The 16,110-nt window shown below is 61.6% G+C and carries 20 protein-coding genes; 8 read left to right on the forward strand and 12 right to left on the reverse strand.

The genetic code is table 11. From position 1 onward, the window contains the following. Positions 1-98 precede the first annotated feature (98 nt). The gene (locus FIU90_RS02360; RefSeq protein ID WP_152433317.1) at positions 99-764 is read left to right on the forward strand and encodes a cell wall hydrolase; all 666 of its coding nucleotides are present in this window, start codon (positions 99-101) and stop codon (positions 762-764) included. A gap of 64 nt (positions 765-828) precedes the next feature. Here FIU90_RS02360 and xth read toward each other — a convergent pair whose 3' ends face one another. The 3 genes from xth to FIU90_RS02375 are packed head-to-tail and all read right to left on the reverse strand — an operon-like array spanning position 829 to position 2,478. Next, positions 829-1,641: an exodeoxyribonuclease III gene (xth, locus tag FIU90_RS02365; RefSeq protein ID WP_152433318.1), complete on the reverse strand. Its 813-nt coding sequence runs from the start codon at positions 1,639-1,641 to the stop codon at positions 829-831. A 37-nt stretch (positions 1,642-1,678) separates the two neighbouring features. After that, positions 1,679-2,008, reverse strand: coding sequence for an iron-sulfur cluster assembly accessory protein (locus FIU90_RS02370; protein WP_152433319.1), 330 nt, complete (start codon positions 2,006-2,008; stop codon positions 1,679-1,681). 38 nt (positions 2,009-2,046) lie between these two features. Continuing rightward, positions 2,047-2,478 carry a CBS domain-containing protein gene (locus tag FIU90_RS02375; protein WP_152433320.1) on the reverse strand — a complete coding sequence of 144 codons (432 nt, stop codon included), beginning with the start codon at positions 2,476-2,478 and terminating at the stop codon, positions 2,047-2,049. Between the two features lie 128 nt (positions 2,479-2,606). On the opposite strand from FIU90_RS02375, the gene FIU90_RS02380 reads away from it, so the two are divergent. Continuing rightward, positions 2,607-2,939 (forward strand): hypothetical protein, encoded by a 333-nt coding sequence (locus FIU90_RS02380; protein ID WP_152433321.1) that lies wholly within the window; start codon positions 2,607-2,609, stop codon positions 2,937-2,939. On the opposite strand, the gene FIU90_RS02385 is transcribed toward FIU90_RS02380, so the two are convergent. The 5 genes from FIU90_RS02385 to FIU90_RS02405 all read right to left on the reverse strand — a co-directional run bounded on the left by FIU90_RS02385 (position 2,940) and on the right by FIU90_RS02405 (position 8,238). Further along, positions 2,940-3,353 carry a ferredoxin gene (locus FIU90_RS02385; protein ID WP_152433322.1) on the reverse strand — a complete coding sequence of 138 codons (414 nt, stop codon included), beginning with the start codon at positions 3,351-3,353 and terminating at the stop codon, positions 2,940-2,942. Beyond that, positions 3,350-5,527 carry a S9 family peptidase gene (locus FIU90_RS02390; protein WP_152433323.1) on the reverse strand — a complete coding sequence of 726 codons (2,178 nt, stop codon included), beginning with the start codon at positions 5,525-5,527 and terminating at the stop codon, positions 3,350-3,352. Before FIU90_RS02390 ends, FIU90_RS02385 begins: the two co-directional genes overlap by 4 nt. Before the next feature lie 66 nt (positions 5,528-5,593). Then, complete coding sequence (locus FIU90_RS02395) at positions 5,594-6,076, reverse strand: DUF2497 domain-containing protein (RefSeq protein ID WP_152433324.1); 483 nt, start codon at positions 6,074-6,076, stop codon at positions 5,594-5,596. Positions 6,077-6,121: 45 nt separating this feature from the next. Beyond that, on the reverse strand, positions 6,122-7,624 hold the full coding sequence (locus tag FIU90_RS02400) for a TolC family outer membrane protein (protein WP_234029595.1): 1,503 nt from the start codon (positions 7,622-7,624) through the stop codon (positions 6,122-6,124). Further along, the gene (locus tag FIU90_RS02405; RefSeq protein WP_234029596.1) at positions 7,624-8,238 is read right to left on the reverse strand and encodes a protein-L-isoaspartate O-methyltransferase; all 615 of its coding nucleotides are present in this window, start codon (positions 8,236-8,238) and stop codon (positions 7,624-7,626) included. The genes FIU90_RS02400 and FIU90_RS02405 overlap by 1 nt, the downstream gene beginning before the upstream one ends. Before the next feature lie 193 nt (positions 8,239-8,431). Here FIU90_RS02405 and fumC point away from each other — a divergent pair, with 193 nt between their 5' ends. From fumC to FIU90_RS02420, 3 genes are all read left to right on the forward strand, one after another. After that, on the forward strand, positions 8,432-9,877 hold the full coding sequence (fumC, locus tag FIU90_RS02410) for a class II fumarate hydratase (RefSeq protein WP_152433325.1): 1,446 nt from the start codon (positions 8,432-8,434) through the stop codon (positions 9,875-9,877). 139 nt (positions 9,878-10,016) lie between these two features. After that, positions 10,017-11,264 (forward strand): sensor histidine kinase, encoded by a 1,248-nt coding sequence (locus tag FIU90_RS02415; protein WP_152433326.1) that lies wholly within the window; start codon positions 10,017-10,019, stop codon positions 11,262-11,264. Next, the gene (locus FIU90_RS02420) at positions 11,257-12,012 is read left to right on the forward strand and encodes a LytTR family DNA-binding domain-containing protein (RefSeq protein WP_152433327.1); all 756 of its coding nucleotides are present in this window, start codon (positions 11,257-11,259) and stop codon (positions 12,010-12,012) included. Before FIU90_RS02415 ends, FIU90_RS02420 begins: the two co-directional genes overlap by 8 nt. Before the next feature lie 135 nt (positions 12,013-12,147). Here FIU90_RS02420 and FIU90_RS02425 read toward each other — a convergent pair whose 3' ends face one another. Next, positions 12,148-12,456 carry a UrcA family protein gene (locus FIU90_RS02425; protein WP_172970159.1) on the reverse strand — a complete coding sequence of 103 codons (309 nt, stop codon included), beginning with the start codon at positions 12,454-12,456 and terminating at the stop codon, positions 12,148-12,150. A 228-nt stretch (positions 12,457-12,684) separates the two neighbouring features. Between FIU90_RS02425 and FIU90_RS02430 the strand changes: the two genes are divergently transcribed. From FIU90_RS02430 to FIU90_RS02440, 3 genes are all read left to right on the forward strand, one after another. Next, positions 12,685-12,963, forward strand: coding sequence for a hypothetical protein (locus FIU90_RS02430; RefSeq protein ID WP_152433329.1), 279 nt, complete (start codon positions 12,685-12,687; stop codon positions 12,961-12,963). A gap of 52 nt (positions 12,964-13,015) precedes the next feature. Beyond that, positions 13,016-13,774: a metallophosphoesterase gene (locus FIU90_RS02435; RefSeq protein WP_152433330.1), complete on the forward strand. Its 759-nt coding sequence runs from the start codon at positions 13,016-13,018 to the stop codon at positions 13,772-13,774. 148 nt (positions 13,775-13,922) lie between these two features. Then, positions 13,923-14,120 (forward strand): hypothetical protein, encoded by a 198-nt coding sequence (locus FIU90_RS02440; RefSeq protein WP_152433331.1) that lies wholly within the window; start codon positions 13,923-13,925, stop codon positions 14,118-14,120. A gap of 98 nt (positions 14,121-14,218) precedes the next feature. On the opposite strand, the gene rpsI is transcribed toward FIU90_RS02440, so the two are convergent. The 3 genes from rpsI to FIU90_RS02455 form a co-directional block, all read right to left on the reverse strand. Beyond that, the gene (gene rpsI / locus FIU90_RS02445) at positions 14,219-14,755 is read right to left on the reverse strand and encodes a 30S ribosomal protein S9 (RefSeq protein WP_152433332.1); all 537 of its coding nucleotides are present in this window, start codon (positions 14,753-14,755) and stop codon (positions 14,219-14,221) included. Next, positions 14,755-15,234 carry a 50S ribosomal protein L13 gene (rplM, locus tag FIU90_RS02450; protein WP_152433333.1) on the reverse strand — a complete coding sequence of 160 codons (480 nt, stop codon included), beginning with the start codon at positions 15,232-15,234 and terminating at the stop codon, positions 14,755-14,757. The genes rpsI and rplM overlap by 1 nt, the downstream gene beginning before the upstream one ends. Before the next feature lie 190 nt (positions 15,235-15,424). Continuing rightward, entirely contained in the window at positions 15,425-16,108 is a 684-nt protein-coding gene (locus FIU90_RS02455; protein ID WP_172970160.1) for a hypothetical protein, read from the reverse strand. Positions 16,109-16,110 lie beyond the last annotated feature (2 nt).

Genomic DNA, 16,110 nt, shown 5'->3' on the forward strand with positions numbered 1-16,110 from the left:
GGCCGGCAGGCCTTTTTGAACCACCATAGACAAGCGCATAATCGCAACAGGTTCTCGCCTGCGTCTGAGCTCGCTCACCGCACAGAAAAGTCATTTCGATGAGTCGCAAGACTTATTCCCTTAGTGCGCTCGCCATTGTCGCGACTGCCGGTCTGAGCTTCTCAAGCGCCGATGGCGCCGGAGCTTTTGCCCAGGAAGCAGCCACCCTCCCGGCTGCGACCGAAACCGAAACGACCGCCGAAGAGCTGGTCGAAATCGTCCCCGAACCGACCGTTTTCGTGTCGGAAGAGGTTGTCCAGCCGGTACCCGAAGAGGCCGCGGCGGACGAGACATCCGAAATCAATGCCGGCTCATTGCGTGAACAGGTGCGCGAACTCGATGCGCCCGAGCAGTTGAGCGAACAGATGCGCTGCCTTGCAGGCGCAATCTATTTCGAATCGCGCGGCGAACCGCTCGCCGGCCAGCTGGCCGTTGCGCAGGTCGTCATCAACCGCGCCGACGATCGCCGTTGGCCCGCCTCCTATTGCGGCGTCGTATACCAGCGCGCGCAGTTCTCCTTCGTGAAAAACGGTCGCATGCCCCGCATCCGCACCGGCTCAGCTGCGTGGGATCGTGCCAAGACGATCGCTCGGATCGCGCATGAGGGCATGTGGGAATCGGAGGCCGCCGACGCGGTCTATTTCCACGCGAAGTACGTTCGCCCGAAATGGAGTCGTCGCAAAACGCGCCTTGCCGAGATCGACACACATATCTTCTATCGGTGATCGAATCCGATACTGATCTCAGAGACCTCCGCCCCAAAACCGGCGGGGGTTTTTCGTTCGCAATTCAACCCCTCAAGACCGCCCATGTCGGCGCATGGTCGCTCGCTTTTTCGCGGCCACGATGCTCTTTGTCGACGCCGACAGAGTGCAGCCGATCGGCAAGCTCAGGACTGAGCAGGATGTGGTCGATACGGAAACCGTGGTCGCGCTGCCATGCGCCCGCCTGATAGTCCCAATAGGTCCAAACACCCCCGCGAGGGTTGAGCGTGCGCACGGCGTCGGTCCAGCCATCGGCGAGCAGCCTTGAATAGGCCGCGCGGCTTTCGGGCTGCATGAGCGCATCCGAGGACATCGCCTTTACCGACCAGACATCGTTATCCTGCGGGATGACGTTGTAATCGCCCAGCACGGCGGCGGGGACCTCTTCGGCCCAGATCTCGCCCATTCGCGAGCGCAGTTTCTTCATCCAGGCGAGCTTGTAATCGAATTTCGGCCCCGGATGCGGATTGCCGTTGGGAAGATAGATGCACACGATCCGCGACGTGCGCCCGTTGCCATCGGTCACGTCCGCCTCGAGATAACGCGCCTGTTCACCCTCGCCATCCTTGGGACCGTTGATACCAAGCCCCTGCTGGACCAGTTCGGGCGGCTCGTACCCCGCGTTGCCGTCTGTCAGTATCGCAACGCCATTGAACGCCTTCTGTCCGTGGGTGAGGACATGGTAGCCCAGGTCTTCAAGTTCGCCTGCGGGGAAATTTTCGTCGATCGACTTGATTTCCTGCAGGCAGGCGACGGCGGGCCGCGTTTCCTCGAGCCATTCCTTAAGTCGCGGCAGTCGCGCTTTGATCCCGTTGATGTTGTAGGTTGCGATCTTCATGGGCGCTTAGTGCCCGAGATCGCGCGCCGGGTCTAACCTAAATGCCGAAGCTCGATCCGCAGCCGCATCCGGCCGCCGCATTGGGATTTTCGACCCGAAAGGCCGCTCCGCCCAGCGATTCTACAAAATCGATAACGCTGCCGCCGACAAGATCGAGGCTCACCGGGTCAACCACCAGCTTCACGCCATCGGTTTCGCTCACGATGTCGTCACCCCCCGGCGCATCGGCGAGGTCGAACTTGTACTGGAACCCCGAACAGCCGCCGCCCTCGACAGAGAGCCTCAGGATCGCAGGCTTGGTCTGCTTTTCGGCAATCCACGCGACGCGTTTTGCTGCAGCGGGGGTGAGGGTGAGCGTATCGGCCATGGGGCGGATTTAAGAAGCGCGCACGCTTTCGGCAAGCGTCAGGCAGTCTGGATATAGGTCCGGATCGCTTCGGCCTCCTGCTCGATCTCGTCGATCTTGTCCTTTACCAGGTCTCCGATCGAGATGAACGCGACCAGTTTTCCGTTCTCGACTACCGGGAAGTGGCGAAACCGCCGCTTGGTCATAAGCGCCATGGCGGAATCGATGGTCGTTGAAGGTTCGATCGTGACCGCGGGCGAGGTCATGATCTCCTCGACCGGCTTCTGGAGCAAACTGCCGCCATGTTCGGCGAGGCGGTAGATTATGTCCCTTTCCGACACGATCCCTGCGACCTCTCCACCGCACATCACCGGCAATGCGCCGATGCGCTTCCCTGCAAGGATGCTCACCACTTCCGAAACCGGCGTAGCCACATCGCAGGAAATGATGTCAGCGCTCGTCCGGTGGGAAATGATCTTGGCAATGGTCATTGAGGGGCCTCCTTCTCCAGACAATCAAAATGCCACTTTTGGCGGGAAAAGGCGAATCCGGACGCTTGCGGAGGCACGCGGGGCGCAAAGTGATTGCATTAGGCAGCCGGCGCTCTCATTTGGGGGCCATGGATCGCAAATCGCCCCTCGACGACCCGGAAACCGCTGCGCATGCCTGGGCCCGGTATCGGAAGATCATGCGAATGCTGCTCAGCGTGACCATCGCTACCGTTGTAATCGCGATTGGGCTGCTATTCGCGTTCAACGGCGCGATTTCTGTTCACTTCTACATTGCGGTCGCGCTCGGAATCGCTTTCACAATGCTGCTGGGCGGCGGGTTGATGGGTCTCGTGTTCCTCTCCAACGGGACGGGGCACGACGAATCGGTCGACAACCGCCTGCCGAGTGCAGACGAGCTTTTCGGCGATAAGGACGACGATAACGAAAACTGGCGCCGCTGATCAGGCTGGCGGGGTAAGGCGGTAGTCTTCCACCGGATGTCCGCCGACCAGGTGCTCTTCGATAATGCGTTCGAGCACATCGGGCGTGCACGAGTGATACCAGACGCCATCAGGCCAAACGACCGCGATCGGACCTGACGCACAGATCTGCAGGCAATCGGCCTTGGTTCGCTGAACACCCCCACCCTCCCCGCGAGGATGATCCGCAGTGCGTCTCGGTCCGGCCAGTCCGCGTTCTTTGAGGCGGTCCTTCAGGAATTGCCAAGAGATCTCGCCCGCCGCGCGTGAACAGCATTTCTGCTTTTCGGAAAGCGCGCACAGGAAAATGTGGCGCTCGACCACGCCGCCCTTCGCATCGCCGCCATATTTCTTCGCTAACGCAGTTTGCGCTGCGAGCAGGTCGGTGTTGCTCATTCCTCGTCCGCGGCTTCCGGTTCCTGAACCAACCAGCGGTCGAGCCAGTCGAACACTGTCTCATGCCATTGCAGCGAGTTCTTCGCGCCGAGCACCCAATGGTTCTCATCGGGGAAAACCAGCAGCTGCGAAGGCACGCCGCGCTCCTGCAGGGCGGTGAAGCTTTGCAGCCCTTGAGTGTAGGGCACGCGGAAATCCTGCTCGCCCGCGATTACGAGCATCGGGGTCTGCCAGCTGTCGACATGATTGACCGGGTTCCAGCGTTCGTATTCATCTCGCGCCTCGCTGTAAGAGCCGCCGAAATCCCAGCGCGGGAACCACAATTCCTCGGTCGAATAATAGAAGCTGCGCATGTCGAACAGGCCATCGTGCTGGACGAGGCAGTTGAACCGTTCGGGCCATCGGCCCGCGATCCAGTTGACCATGTAGCCGCCATAGCTCGCCCCCATCGCACAGGCGCGTGTCCCGTCGATCTGGCTATCGACCCGGAGCGCCGCTGCCAGCCCCTTTTGCAGGTCTTCCAGCGGCTTGCCGCCCCAGTCGCGGTTGATGGAATCCATGAATTCCTGCCCGTATCCGGCGCTTCCGTGGAAATCTACCGAGATTACCGCATAGCCCTGGCTGGCCACGACACGCGGATTCCAGCGGCTCGACCAACCGTCTCGGAAAGAGCCCTGCGGACCGCCGTGGATGTAGAGGATTGCCGGGATCGGTCCGGTCTGGTCCTCGAGCCGGGTAATCTGGCCCCACACCGTATCTCCATTCGCGCCCTCGAAACTGAACCGCGTGGTGACGGTCGAGGCGAGCTCACCCATGCGGCTGGTAACGACATTGGTAAGCGGGCGTGCCTGCCCCATGCCATCGGAAAGGAACAGTTCGTTGGGTACGCCGATCGAATCGCGGGTGAATAGCAGCCGGTTGCCCGGCAGCGGTACGAGATTGCCGATATGCGCCTCGTTCCCCGCCATCAGGTCGAGCTTGGTCGTCTCGCCCGTCTCCGGGTCGATGCGGAATACGGGCGTATCGAGCACGTCTGCGGCGGTGGCGAGCAGATAGGAGCCGTCAGCGCTCCATGTCAGTCCGCCGAAGGACAGATCGACGTCTTGCGTGAGCGCTCGGACTTCGCCGGTGGCGAGATCCCGCAGGTGGATGACGGTGCGATCGGATTCGTATCCGGGACGCGCCATCGCGACATAGGCGAGGTATCGGCCGTCAGGGGAGGGTGCGGGTGAGGAATCGTATGCCTGGTTGGCGTCTGTCAGATTTGTCGGAGCCGCGCCCGACAGGTCCGACCAGTAGATGTCGAGATTGGTCGAAGTGGGTTCCGCCCCGTTCGCCTTGCGCGCGACGAAGTAGACGCCGCTTCCATCGGGTGCCCATGCAATGTCTTCCCCGCCACCGAAGGGCATGGTTGGCGTGTTTCCGGTGATGCCGGTTTCGGGATCGGTCCCGTCGAGCGGCACACCATCGCTCACCACTTTGCCGTCCTCCATGCCGAACACGAAGACGCGGTTGTAGACGCCGGGTTCGATCCAGCGGTCCCAGTGGCGGAAAAATCCGTGCGCGCCGTCATAAAGCCTGCCGGTCCCGGTTGCCTCAGATGTGGGTTCACAGCCGAAACGCGGGCAGTCACGCGCGATCTCGGACCAGAGCGCGATCGAATCGCCGGTCGGCGAGACCTTGAAGCCTGCAATGTCGGTCCCCGGGATGTCCGCCACCAGCATTGGGCCGGTAACATTGCCGTTGGCCTCGATTGCAGCGCGCCATAGCCGCGAGCGCGCCTCCTGATTTTCGTCTGGGTGTTCGGAACTGAGGAAGTAGAGGAAATTGTCAGGGCCGAAGGCAAGCGAATTGGCGCGCACGCCGAGATCGAAGGCCACCGGCTCCGCGCCGCGTTCGTCCAGATCGAGGACGTAGTGCTTCGGGGTCCGCTTCAGTGTTTCCGGATCGGTCTCGGTTACCGAAAAAATCGCGTAGCGATCCATCGCAACCGACGCCCCGCCAAGCCGGGGCATGGTGATGAGGTCTTTTGCTGACATGGGCGTTGCCGAAACGCCGGGGATCGTGCGCTCGACCTGCGTATCGGCTTGCGCGGTGTGGTCGTCGGCTGCAAGCGGTGCAGCGGCGAGAGCGGTCGCTGCCGCAGCAACGCCGATTGAGGATATCCATTTCATGGCGCGCAGGATTAGCGCGCGAACCGCGCGCGCGCTAGCGAAACCGGACTGTCCGAGAGGGGTTGACTAACTCTTCTTGCCGGCGATTCGGGCGATTTCCGCCTGCACCAGCTTTTCGACCATGCTCGGAAGGTTCCGGTCGAGCCATTCGGCGAGCATTGGACGCAGAAGCTCGCGGGTAAGCCCTTCGAGCGAGGTTTCGCCCGAGCGAACGATCTGCGGCTTGGCCCCCGGTTCGGAAATCATCGCGAGCGCTGCGAGATTTTCCTGCATCGCGCCGCGAACCTCGTCCTTGATCAGCGGAATATCGTCCGCATCCACCGTCTTGGACTCATCGAATGTATCGTCTTCGACTTCTTCCTCCAGCTCCATGTCGGAGAGGTCGAGCACTTCTTCAATCTCGGGAACGGCGGCGTCTTCCTCGGCTCGCTCGGCTTCTTCCTCGCGCACGCGGCGCGCTTCGATTGCGCCCTCGCGATTGTCGCGCGCGATCACTTTCTTGATCGATTCAAGAATCTCTTCAACCGATGCTTCGCTGTTCTGCGCCACAATAACCCCTTAGCCCCGTTAACCAACCGAATCGGGAACCTGGACTTACTCGCCAGGCTCCAGTTGAGGCCCGATTGTCGCGTCGGCGGGCGGAATGTCAACGGTTCTGGTCGATTTCGGCGTGGGTTCGGGGTCGCGGTCCCAGTCCCAGATTTTGTTCCGGACTCGATCATAGTTAACCTGCGGATCGTATAAAGGACCGCCGGTATCGAGGTTGAGATCGCGCGCTTCGGCCCTTCCCATCAGGGCGAGAAGCGAGAATCCCGCGACATATGCGTTGCGGCGTGCGGTCACGAGCTGCGCGCGCGCCGAGAGCAATTCCTGCTCGGCATTGAGCACATCGAGGATCGAGCGATTACCGATCGAGTTTTCCGCGCGTACACCTTCGAGGCTCAGCTCGGCGGCGGCCACAGCTGCAAGCGAGCTCTTGATAACCGCGTTCGCCGCTTCCCAATTCGCATAGGCTGACCGTGTCTGAGCGATCACTTCGCGCTCGGTTGCGATGACCTGTTCAAGCGCAGCATTCTCGCGCGCAAAGGCTTGGCGTTGCTGGGCGGCAGGACGTCCGCCCTGGAAGAACGGAATGCGAAGGGAAATGCCAGCCGTGATCCCGGTTGCGGTCTGGTCGCTTTCGATCAAGGGGCTGTTTGGATCATCGGGGTCGAGCGGACGATCGGGGATACTGCCCAACGTGTTCTGATAGGTATAGCCTGCAAATGCGGAGAGGCGCGGAAGCCGGCCCGACCCTGCAACCTCGCTGTCATAACCGGCCGCCTGCGCGCGTTCTTTCGCCGCGACGAGATCGGGATTGCGGTCGAGCGCGCTCACGACGGCGTCGCCAACGGTTTCGGGCAGACCCGGAAGCGGGGGCGGGGCCTGCAGATCGTCGGGCGCCGAGCCGATTACCTGCACATAGTTCTCTCGCGCCGAAATGAGCGCCGCGGCCGCATTTTGCAGGTCGGACTCCGCAAGCGCGAGGCGCGATTGCGACTGGGCGACATCGGTGCGGGTGAGGTCGCCGATCTCGAACCGGTCGCTCGTAGCCTCTAAGTTGACTCTAAGCACATCGACCTGATTGGCAGCCAATGCGGCAAGCGCTTCGGTGCGGAGGACGTCCATATAGGCTGCGACCGCCTGGCTGAAGATAGCGCTTTCGGTCGAGCGTAAATCGGCCTGGCCCGCGGATACGCGTTCCTGCGCGGCCTTCACCGAATTCTTCACCGCGCCGCCTGAATAGATCGGGACGCCAAGATCGAGCCCGACATTCAAGACGCGTTTCGGCTGGAAGAAGTTGTTGCTGTTCTGACGCAGGAACTCTGTGAGCCCGGCGGTGCCTTCGAGCGAGGGTTTTCCATCCGCCTTGCGGATCGGCACATCTTCGTCAGTTGCACGCTGGTTCGCGCGTGCGGCCTCGAGTGTCGGGTTGGTGTTGTAGGTCTCGACCAGCGCTTCGCGCAGCGTGTCGGCGTGCGCCGGCGAGCCGAGCGCGACCGCAGCCATGCTTGCGGCCCCAAGCAGACCGCCTCGAACGCCGGTCTTCAAGTTCATCAGAAGGTCCAGCCTTTGGGTTTGTCGAACGCGTGAAGAACCGGGATGCCGAGATCTTCGACAGGCAACAGCGACACGGTGCCTGCGACCTTCCGGCCAGAGGCAAGCCGGGTGACCTTGCGCAGCAGAAGTCCGCCAACGATCCGGCCGCCTTCTGCAAGAGAATTGGCAAGGTGCGGGGGCAGTTCCTCTATCGCGCCATCGACGAGCACGAGCGAATATGTCTTGGCCGGAGCCTTTGCCGGATCGGCGGCATCCGCGACGCTGATCGTGTCGACCTCACCCACGAGCGGGCGAACGAGATCGGCGAGATATCCCGTGCCACCCTCGATGATGAGGACGCTATCGTCCGCGCGCGGATCGGCTTCGATCAGGAGCTTGCCGTAAAAGAGCGGCGAGCAGAGATGTGCGTCTGCGCCCAGAGCGATCGAGCGGTCGATGTAGGCGAGCGCTTTCTTTTCGTCGGGCAGGTAGTCCTCGCGTGGAACCGCGAGCATGCGTGCAAGAACGAATTCCTCGTTCACTCCGCTGGTGCGAAGCTGGCTGTCGATCATCGCGCGGCGCGCATCTGCCGAATTCGCGAGGGTTTCTGGCTGGGCGGTCATGGTGCTCATTTCAACTCCGAAATACTGTATTAGTCATGCAATACAGCGCGTCAACCCTTCCTAGCCATCGCGGCAGAGTAATCCAAGTGATTCGGGTGCATGGGCCGTTCCCTTTTTCCCCTTTGACCTGCGGCGCGCACGGTGCTTAGGGGACGCTCGCACAGGGCCGGACCCCTGATCGACCGAAATAGGGAACACTTCGATGAGCGACATTCACAAAACCCAGCAAAATGACGGATCAATCTTCGGTGCGACCGGCGAAGTGCGGATCGAAACGGATTCGCTGGGTGAGGTCGCGGTGCCAGTCGATGCGTATTGGGGCGCGCAGACACAGCGCAGCCTGGCAAACTTCGCCATCGGGACCGAGACCATGCCCGCGCCTCTGGTGAAGGCGCTCGGCATCCAGAAACAGGCTGCGGCGCGGGCCAACATGGCGCTGGGCGTGCTCGACAAGACACTGGGAGATGCAATCGTCCAGGCTGCAAGCGAGGTGATCGACGGAACGCTCGCCGACCAGTTCCCGCTGTCGGTGTGGCAGACCGGATCGGGCACGCAATCGAACATGAATGCGAACGAGGTCATTGCCGGCCGCGCGAACGAAATTCTCACGGGCCGACGCGGCGGCAAGGACCCGGTGCACCCCAACGATCACTGCAATATGGGACAAAGCTCCAACGACACCTTTCCCACCGCAATGCACATCGCTGCGGCGAGCGAGACGATCGAGAAGCTGGTCCCAGCGCTCAAGCACCTTCACGGCGCGCTCGATGAGAAGGCGACTGCATTCGCCGATATCGTCAAGATTGGCCGTACCCACCTCCAGGACGCGACGCCTCTGACGCTCGGCCAAGAATTTTCGGGTTATGCAAAGCAGATCGAATACGGCGTTGCGCGGATCGAAAATGCACTTCCACGCGTGCTCGAACTGGCACAGGGCGGCACCGCGGTCGGTACCGGTATCAATTCGAAGGCCGGGTTTGCCGAGAAGTTCGCCGAGGAGGTCGCCAACACGACGGGGCTCGACTTTGTCACCGCACCCAACAAGTTCGAAGCGCTTGCGGCGCATGACGCCCTGGTTGAGCTTTCCGGCGCGCTCAATGCGGTTGCCGTTTCGTGCATGAAGATCGCGAATGACATTCGCCTGCTGGGCTCGGGCCCGCGTTCGGGCCTCGGGGAGATCGCGCTGCCGGCGAACGAACCGGGTTCCTCGATCATGCCGGGCAAAGTCAATCCGACCCAGTGCGAAGCGCTGACCATGGTGTGTGCGCAGGTGATGGGGAACGCGGTGAGCGTGAGCGTCGCGGGATCGCACGGGCATCTCGAGCTCAACGTGTTCAAACCGGTTATGATCTACAACGTGCTGCAATCGATCCGCCTGCTGAGCGACAGTGCGCGCAGCTTCACCGACAAATGCGTGGTTGGGATAGAAGCGAACACCGCTCGAATCGAAAAGCTGATGAATGAGAGTTTGATGCTCGTGACCGCGCTCAATCCCCATATCGGTTATGACAACGCGGCGAAAATCGCCAAAAAGGCACATGCGGACGGGACTACGCTAAAAGAAGCGGGTATAAAGCTGGGCCTTCTGACCGAAGAGCAGTTCGACGAGTGGATCGTGCCAGCCGACATGATCAGGCCGCGCGACTGACCGGGCGGTGCTATCGACGGAAAACCGCCGTTTCGCGCCGAAAACCTGACGAGCAATCGACAAAGGCATGACTCGCTCCGACCACCCGTCTCCCCCTTGGTGGCGCGTTAACCGCCTAGTCGCTATCTCGGCTGTGTAAATGGCTGGCTCTGCATCTTTCAGTATTCCTTCGCGCAAATCGGGCGTGACCGTTCCCTTCGGCCGCGTCGTACTCTCAATCGTGGCCCTGTGGACGGTGTATTTCGTCCTTATTTCCGCGCGCGGCCTTGTGCTCGGATGGGAATTGCAGCCCGAAATGCTGTGGCGCCGCACGATAGTCACATCATTCGCAGTTCTCATCACGATGGTGCTATGGCTCATCCTGCGGCTGTTCGAAGGGCGAAAACGCTGGGTCCTGTTCGTCGTTGCCGCTGTGGCCGCGCTCCCGGGCGGAATTGCGATCGCCAAGGTCAACCAGTTGCTGTTCGCTCCGCTCGAGGAAAAAATGGAGCAGCGCTATGCAGAAGATCGCGGCTTTACAATTCGCCGCGACGAGGCCGGTAACCTGCTCGCCGAAATCGTCGCTCCCAAGGAATGGCAGATCAAGAACCCCGAGCTGTTCGACGAGGATAATCCACCCACCGTCACACTCGTCCTGCAGGACGCCAAGGACAAGGAAATGTGGTACCCGCTGATCGATGCGGGGCTCTCGCGCTATTATGTCCTGCTCACATGGGCTGCGATCTATATTGCGCTGCTCGCCATCGCACAGGCGCGCGAGGCCGAACGGCGTGAGCAGCAATTCCGTTCCGCCGCGAAGGCCGCCGAACTGCGATCGCTGCGATACCAGGTCAACCCGCACTTCCTGTTCAACACGCTCAATTCGCTCTCTGCACTAGTGATAACCGGCAAAACCGACCGCGCAGAAAAGATGATCCAGACGATCAGCCGGTTCTACCGGCACTCCCTTGCGGACGAGCCGACCAGCGATGTGCCGCTCAAAGACGAATTCGACCTCCAGAAGCTTTATCTCGATATCGAGGCAGTGCGCTTCCCCGACCGTTTGACCTGCGATTTCGATCTGCCCGAGGATCTTGCCGATGCGCGCGTACCGGGTATGATCCTGCAACCGCTGGTCGAGAATTCGGTCAAGTATGCCGTGTCCCGGGTGAACCGGAACGTGACGATCACCGTCAAGGCGCGCGAGGAATTCGATCGGCTAGTCATCACCGTTGCCGATGACGGTCCCGGGGTCCCCGAAGGATCGAATCACGGCTTCGGCATCGGCCTTGCCAATGTGCGCGATCGGCTGGAAGCGCGTTTCGGACCCGATATCGGCTTTACATCCGCCCCGGTACCGGGAGGATACAGGACAGAGATTCGCATTCCCTTGACGCGTCATGGCTGAAACCACCGAAAACGAACCCGCGCTGCGCACCCTGATTGTCGACGACGAGCCGCTCGCGGTCGAGCGTATCCAGGTCATCTGCGCGGAAATCCCCGCGATCAACGTGGTCGGCACCGCAAGCGACGGCGCGGCGGCGCTGCGTCTGGCCGACAAACTCGATCCCGACCTCGTCCTGCTCGATATGACCATGCCCGAACTCGACGGGCTGGGAGTCGCGAAGCAATTCTCGGAGAATGAAACCCCGCCAGCGGTGATCTTCGTTACCGCGCACGATCATTTCGCTGTCGAGGCCTTCGATCTCGAAGCCATCGATTATGTTCTCAAGCCGGTTGCCGCAGACCGGCTTCAACGCGCCATCGAGCGCGCGGTTGCACGACGCGGCGAACGCAAGGAGAGAGGCAGCGCATGGTTAGAGGAGCTGTGGGTTCCGCACCGTTCCGAACTGCTGCGTATCGCGGTGAGCGAAGTGCACCAGATCGATGCCGAGCGCGATTATGTGCGCCTTCATGTCGGCACACCTGAAGCGCCGCGATCCTACCTCTTGCTCCAAACGATCGCGGGTCTGGAAGCACGGCTCGATCCCGACGAATTCATCCGCATCCACCGTTCGACCATCTTGCGCCGCGACAACATTCGCGGGCTGCGCCACGATGGGCTTGGTGTCTGGTCGGCAGAATTGCAGAGCGGTGAGGCATTGAGGATCGGCCGCACCTATCTTTCAAAGGTCAAGGCGATGGCCGGACGTTAAGGCCGCGCACCTCACCAATACATGCTCGTCCAAAAATGAAGCGGCCCGAACCCCGGGACTGAATAGGGTTCGAGCCGCTTGTCTCTGCGCCGCTACGCACAACGGGGGCGCGCAGCGCAGGGTGCCTGATGCCGGTCAGCCGCCCAGACGGCGCTCCGCAAGGATCGACGCTACCTGGCTCTTTGCGCTGGCTTTCGCCTTGGCGTAGCACTTGCTGACTTCCGAAGAGCGCAGTCGGGTGCCGGTGCGGATGTCGGCGACGCGGCAAACTTTCTTCGCCGCGCGGTTGATGCGCTGGTCGAGCATCTTCTGGCCTTCGGGCGAATCGAGGTCGAGACCGGCAACACTGACCTTCTCGACGGGATATTCTGCAGGGCCGGCGAGCGCGGGGGTCGCGGTAGCGGCAAGGGCGGCGGTCGCTGCAGCCAGAGCAAGAGTTTTCATTTCCATTTCTCCTCCAACAGGGCTCCGGCGTTCGAGAGGGGGGTTCGAAGCGGGGTAACCGGGTGACCTGTTGCTTGTAGAAATACCGCCCGCGCCTTTTCACTTCACGCGATGCTCGACCAACCGGACCAATTCGCTCGATTGATGCAGCAGCTTCATGACGGGCGTAAGAAAAGCGCCGATGAACGGATGTTTTGAACCGACGGGCGATTACACCATATTGTAATCATGTGGATCGCTGTTTTCTTTATCTTCTTGCTCGGCGTGGTGAATTTCGCGCTGCACGGCGCCGTGATCGAGGGCGGGAACCGGACGTTCGACCAGGTGCCGGGTTTCGTTCACCTGCTCGGCGGGCGGCTGTCGCTGGCGGCCGAATTCCTCGTGCTGCTGCTTGCGATGTTGCTGGCGGCAAATGGCTGGCCGGCGCTCGCATGGGGTTATCTTGCCTATACCCTGCTCAATGCAGGCGCCGCCTGGTTGATGCTGAAGGGGCGGGGGCGATCGTGACCTTCGCAATTCACGATTGCATCGCGAATGGTTTCGCGCTTTGGAGCCGCGCATGACGACTCGCCTGTTTCACCTGAGCGACGTGCATTTCGGCGTTGAAGATCGCGCCGCGCTTGAGGCTGTCGAGCGCGCAGTTGCGCAGGAAAAGCCCGACGCGGTCCTGTGTACCGGAGACCTTACCCAGCGGGCCAAGCATTCCGAATACGAGGCCGCAGCAAAGTGGTTCGAATCGCTCGGCGTGCCAGTGGTGCTCGATCCGGGCAATCACGACATGCCCTATTACAACCTGTGGGAGCGGTTCAGCGATCCGTACAAGCGATATCGCCGGCTCAACGGCAGGGTTGGAGGGGCGCTCGTGTCGGACGACGTCGTTCTCGTGCCCTTGAAGACGACCGTGCGTGCGCAGCCGCGTTTGCCCTGGTCGGATGGGATCATCACCCGCAGCGCGCTGGGCGAGACGCTCGACCGGCTTGCACGCCTGCGCGAGGATCCGCGCAGCGTGATCGTCACCGCGCACCACCCGCTGCTGGGAGCCGAAGGAAAGGGCAAGAACCCGACGATAGGCGGCGCGCGTGCCTTCGAGGCCATCGCCGCCGCCGGCGCCGATGCGGTGATTTCGGGCCATATCCATGTGCCATTCGACGGAGTGCGCGAATTTGGCGGACTGAGCCTGCGCACCATCGGTACCGGGACTCTTTCCACCCGCCTGCGCCATGGAGCGCCGCCGTCCTACCGTGTCATCACGTGCGAGCGCGGGGGCAAAATCGCGAGTGAACTGCGCGAAGTCGCAACCAGCATCGCGCCAGCCTGACCTTAAGTAAAACCACCAGTCGGGGCTTTAACCTTTTTTATCCTTTCCGCGTTAATCTCTTCTTGGTGATATTTCTCACTCGCGTGCTGCTTGCGCATCGCAGCTTCGCGTCTCTTTGGGTTGTATAAGTCTGACGGGGACACAGGCGATGGACATGTTGAAAGCTTTCGGACTGGGCGTGATCCTCACCGTGGTGGTCGCGGTCGTCGTTGGCTCGCAGGGGTCGAGCGGCGGCGCGCTCGCGGTCCACAAGATGGCGCTTGGCGATTACCGCGTATTCTGGTCTTGGCCGCTCTTCCTTGCCGGAAGTGGTCTTTCCTGGGGGATCATGGCGCTTCAGCGCTGATCCATTGGGTCGCAAAAAAGAAAAGGGCCGCTTCCCCATCGGGAGCGGCCCTTTCCATTTGTCTGGTGTGTTCGGCAGGCGAAAAAACGCCCCCCGGATCAGCGCTTCGAGAACTGGAAGCTGCGACGCGCCTTGGCGCGGCCATACTTCTTACGCTCGACCACGCGGCTGTCGCGGGTGAGGAAGCCGGCTGCCTTGACGGTAGAGCGAAGCTCGGGCTCGTACTTGGTAAGCGCCTGGCTGATGCCGTGCTTGACCGCACCGGCCTGTCCTGAAAGTCCGCCGCCCTTGACGGTTGCGACGACATCGTACTGGCCCTGGCGATCGGTGATCGCGAAGGGCTGGTCGATGATCAGTCGCAGCGTCGGACGTGCAAAATAGACTTCCTGGTCCTTGCCGTTGACAGTGATCTTGCCGGTACCCGGCTTCACCCAGACGCGGGCCTTGGCGTCCTTGCGGCGGCCAGTGGCGTAAGCGCGGCCCTGCGCATCGAGCTCCTGCTCGCGCAGCGGTGCGGCGGGGTTCTGGGCGATTTCGGCAGCGTCCGCGGCAGGCGCATCGCCGGCGATGTCTTTCAGATCCGAAAGGTCGGTGACCGTTTCGTTGTTCTTCGAGCCAGTTTCTTCCTGGGCCATTACGCGGTGACCTTGTTCTTGCGGTTCATGGAGGCAACGTCGAGCACTTTCGGGTTTTGCCCGTCATGCGGGTGCTCGGTGCCGGTGTAGAGGTGCAGAGCCTTCATCTGCTGACGGCCCAGCGGACCGCGCGGGATCATGCGCTCGACAGCCTTTTCAAGCACGCGCTCGGGGAAGCGACCTTCGAGAACTTTCTCTGGCGTCGTTTCCTTGATGCCGCCGGGGTGACCGGTGTGCTTGTAGTAAATCTTGTCGGTCGTCTTGTTGCCGGTGAATTTCACCTTGTCGGCGTTGATGACGATCACGTGGTCGCCGCAATCGACATGCGGCGTGTAGCTCGGCTTGTTCTTGCCGCGCAGGATATTGGCGATAATCGACGCGAGGCGACCGACAACAAGGCCGTCGGCATCGATCAGGTGCCAGTTTTTTTCGACCTCTGCCGGTTTCACCGACCGGGTCTGCTTGCTCAGAGCCTTCATGGCTGGATGTCCTTAAACCAAATTCGGTTGGGTGGTGCGGTATCGGGCCGGAACCCGGTTACAGCGAATCGCCGATCGGCTGGCGCCAATCAAGCGGAAGTGGAGCGCATTTGTCTGCGAAGGGGCCCGAAGTCAAGCAAAACCGGGGGTTTCGGCGGAGGTAAAATAATACCGCGCTACGACTGCGCTGCTACGTCTGCGCTAATGTCCAGCGGTCCGAGGAATGCCTCTCGTCGTCAGCGATCCGCGTAACTATGCTACGCTCCGCTTCGGCCAGCCACGGGTGGCCGGCGGCCCTCCTTGCGGTGAAGTTCATCACGAATTCGCCGCGCAGTCCGCCGGGCAGGTCGACCGGTCGGCGGGTTTCGCGCTGTTCGGATTGAGGGAAAAACAGGTCGGGAGGCAGATCGTCCAGCAACGAACCCGCAGCGTTGTGCAACTGCGCAAGATACTGGCGATGCCGCTCTTTCACTTCCGCCGGGTAAGAGCGCTGCGCGATCATCGTTTCGGCTTCCCTGACGGCAGCAGCAAAGTCCTCCTCGCGCGTATATTTCCCTGCGGCGACGATGCGACCATCGCCCGACAGGTGGATCGGCCACATGTCGTCGGTGGGACGCGTTTCCTCGATCCGGGCGAGGGCTGCGAGCTTTTTGGGTGCGTCAACCGTGGCTGAAAGCTGGCGGCCGGTAATCGACGCCCCGCGCTCCTCCCGCGCAAAATCGATGCGCCAGGTGCGGTTCACAACGATGCTGACCCCGTCTTTCAAACCGCGCTCCAGCCTGCGGGTCAGGCGCATTGGTCCTTCGGGGATCTGGATGCCGCTCCGTGCCCATAAGGGCGAGCCGCTGAACAGGGCAAGCGCAGGAATTCCCATGC

The organism is Erythrobacter sp. THAF29 (genome assembly GCF_009363635.1).
Lineage (GTDB): Bacteria > Pseudomonadota > Alphaproteobacteria > Sphingomonadales > Sphingomonadaceae > Erythrobacter.

What these genes read in the sequence shown, in the direction of transcription:
- FIU90_RS02430 (WP_152433329.1), top strand. Translation starts at nt 12,685, where the DNA reads ATGTGGATCGCTGTTTTCTTTATCTTCTTGCTCGGCGTGGTGAATTTC.
- FIU90_RS02390 (WP_152433323.1), bottom strand. Translation starts at nt 5,527, where the DNA reads ATGAAATGGATATCCTCAATCGGCGTTGCTGCGGCAGCGACCGCTCTC.
- FIU90_RS02435 (WP_152433330.1), top strand. Translation starts at nt 13,016, where the DNA reads ATGACGACTCGCCTGTTTCACCTGAGCGACGTGCATTTCGGCGTTGAA.
- FIU90_RS02440 (WP_152433331.1), top strand. Translation starts at nt 13,923, where the DNA reads ATGGACATGTTGAAAGCTTTCGGACTGGGCGTGATCCTCACCGTGGTG.
- FIU90_RS02380 (WP_152433321.1), top strand. Translation starts at nt 2,607, where the DNA reads ATGGATCGCAAATCGCCCCTCGACGACCCGGAAACCGCTGCGCATGCC.
- xth (WP_152433318.1), bottom strand. Translation starts at nt 1,641, where the DNA reads ATGAAGATCGCAACCTACAACATCAACGGGATCAAAGCGCGACTGCCG.
- FIU90_RS02405 (WP_234029596.1), bottom strand. Translation starts at nt 8,238, where the DNA reads ATGAGCACCATGACCGCCCAGCCAGAAACCCTCGCGAATTCGGCAGAT.
- FIU90_RS02420 (WP_152433327.1), top strand. Translation starts at nt 11,257, where the DNA reads ATGGCTGAAACCACCGAAAACGAACCCGCGCTGCGCACCCTGATTGTC.
- rplM (WP_152433333.1), bottom strand. Translation starts at nt 15,234, where the DNA reads ATGAAGGCTCTGAGCAAGCAGACCCGGTCGGTGAAACCGGCAGAGGTC.
- FIU90_RS02385 (WP_152433322.1), bottom strand. Translation starts at nt 3,353, where the DNA reads ATGAGCAACACCGACCTGCTCGCAGCGCAAACTGCGTTAGCGAAGAAA.
- rpsI (WP_152433332.1), bottom strand. Translation starts at nt 14,755, where the DNA reads ATGGCCCAGGAAGAAACTGGCTCGAAGAACAACGAAACGGTCACCGAC.
- fumC (WP_152433325.1), top strand. Translation starts at nt 8,432, where the DNA reads ATGAGCGACATTCACAAAACCCAGCAAAATGACGGATCAATCTTCGGT.
- FIU90_RS02425 (WP_172970159.1), bottom strand. Translation starts at nt 12,456, where the DNA reads ATGAAAACTCTTGCTCTGGCTGCAGCGACCGCCGCCCTTGCCGCTACC.
- FIU90_RS02415 (WP_152433326.1), top strand. Translation starts at nt 10,017, where the DNA reads ATGGCTGGCTCTGCATCTTTCAGTATTCCTTCGCGCAAATCGGGCGTG.
- FIU90_RS02455 (WP_172970160.1), bottom strand. Translation starts at nt 16,108, where the DNA reads ATGGGAATTCCTGCGCTTGCCCTGTTCAGCGGCTCGCCCTTATGGGCA.
- FIU90_RS02370 (WP_152433319.1), bottom strand. Translation starts at nt 2,008, where the DNA reads ATGGCCGATACGCTCACCCTCACCCCCGCTGCAGCAAAACGCGTCGCG.
- FIU90_RS02375 (WP_152433320.1), bottom strand. Translation starts at nt 2,478, where the DNA reads ATGACCATTGCCAAGATCATTTCCCACCGGACGAGCGCTGACATCATT.
- FIU90_RS02360 (WP_152433317.1), top strand. Translation starts at nt 99, where the DNA reads ATGAGTCGCAAGACTTATTCCCTTAGTGCGCTCGCCATTGTCGCGACT.
- FIU90_RS02400 (WP_234029595.1), bottom strand. Translation starts at nt 7,624, where the DNA reads ATGAACTTGAAGACCGGCGTTCGAGGCGGTCTGCTTGGGGCCGCAAGC.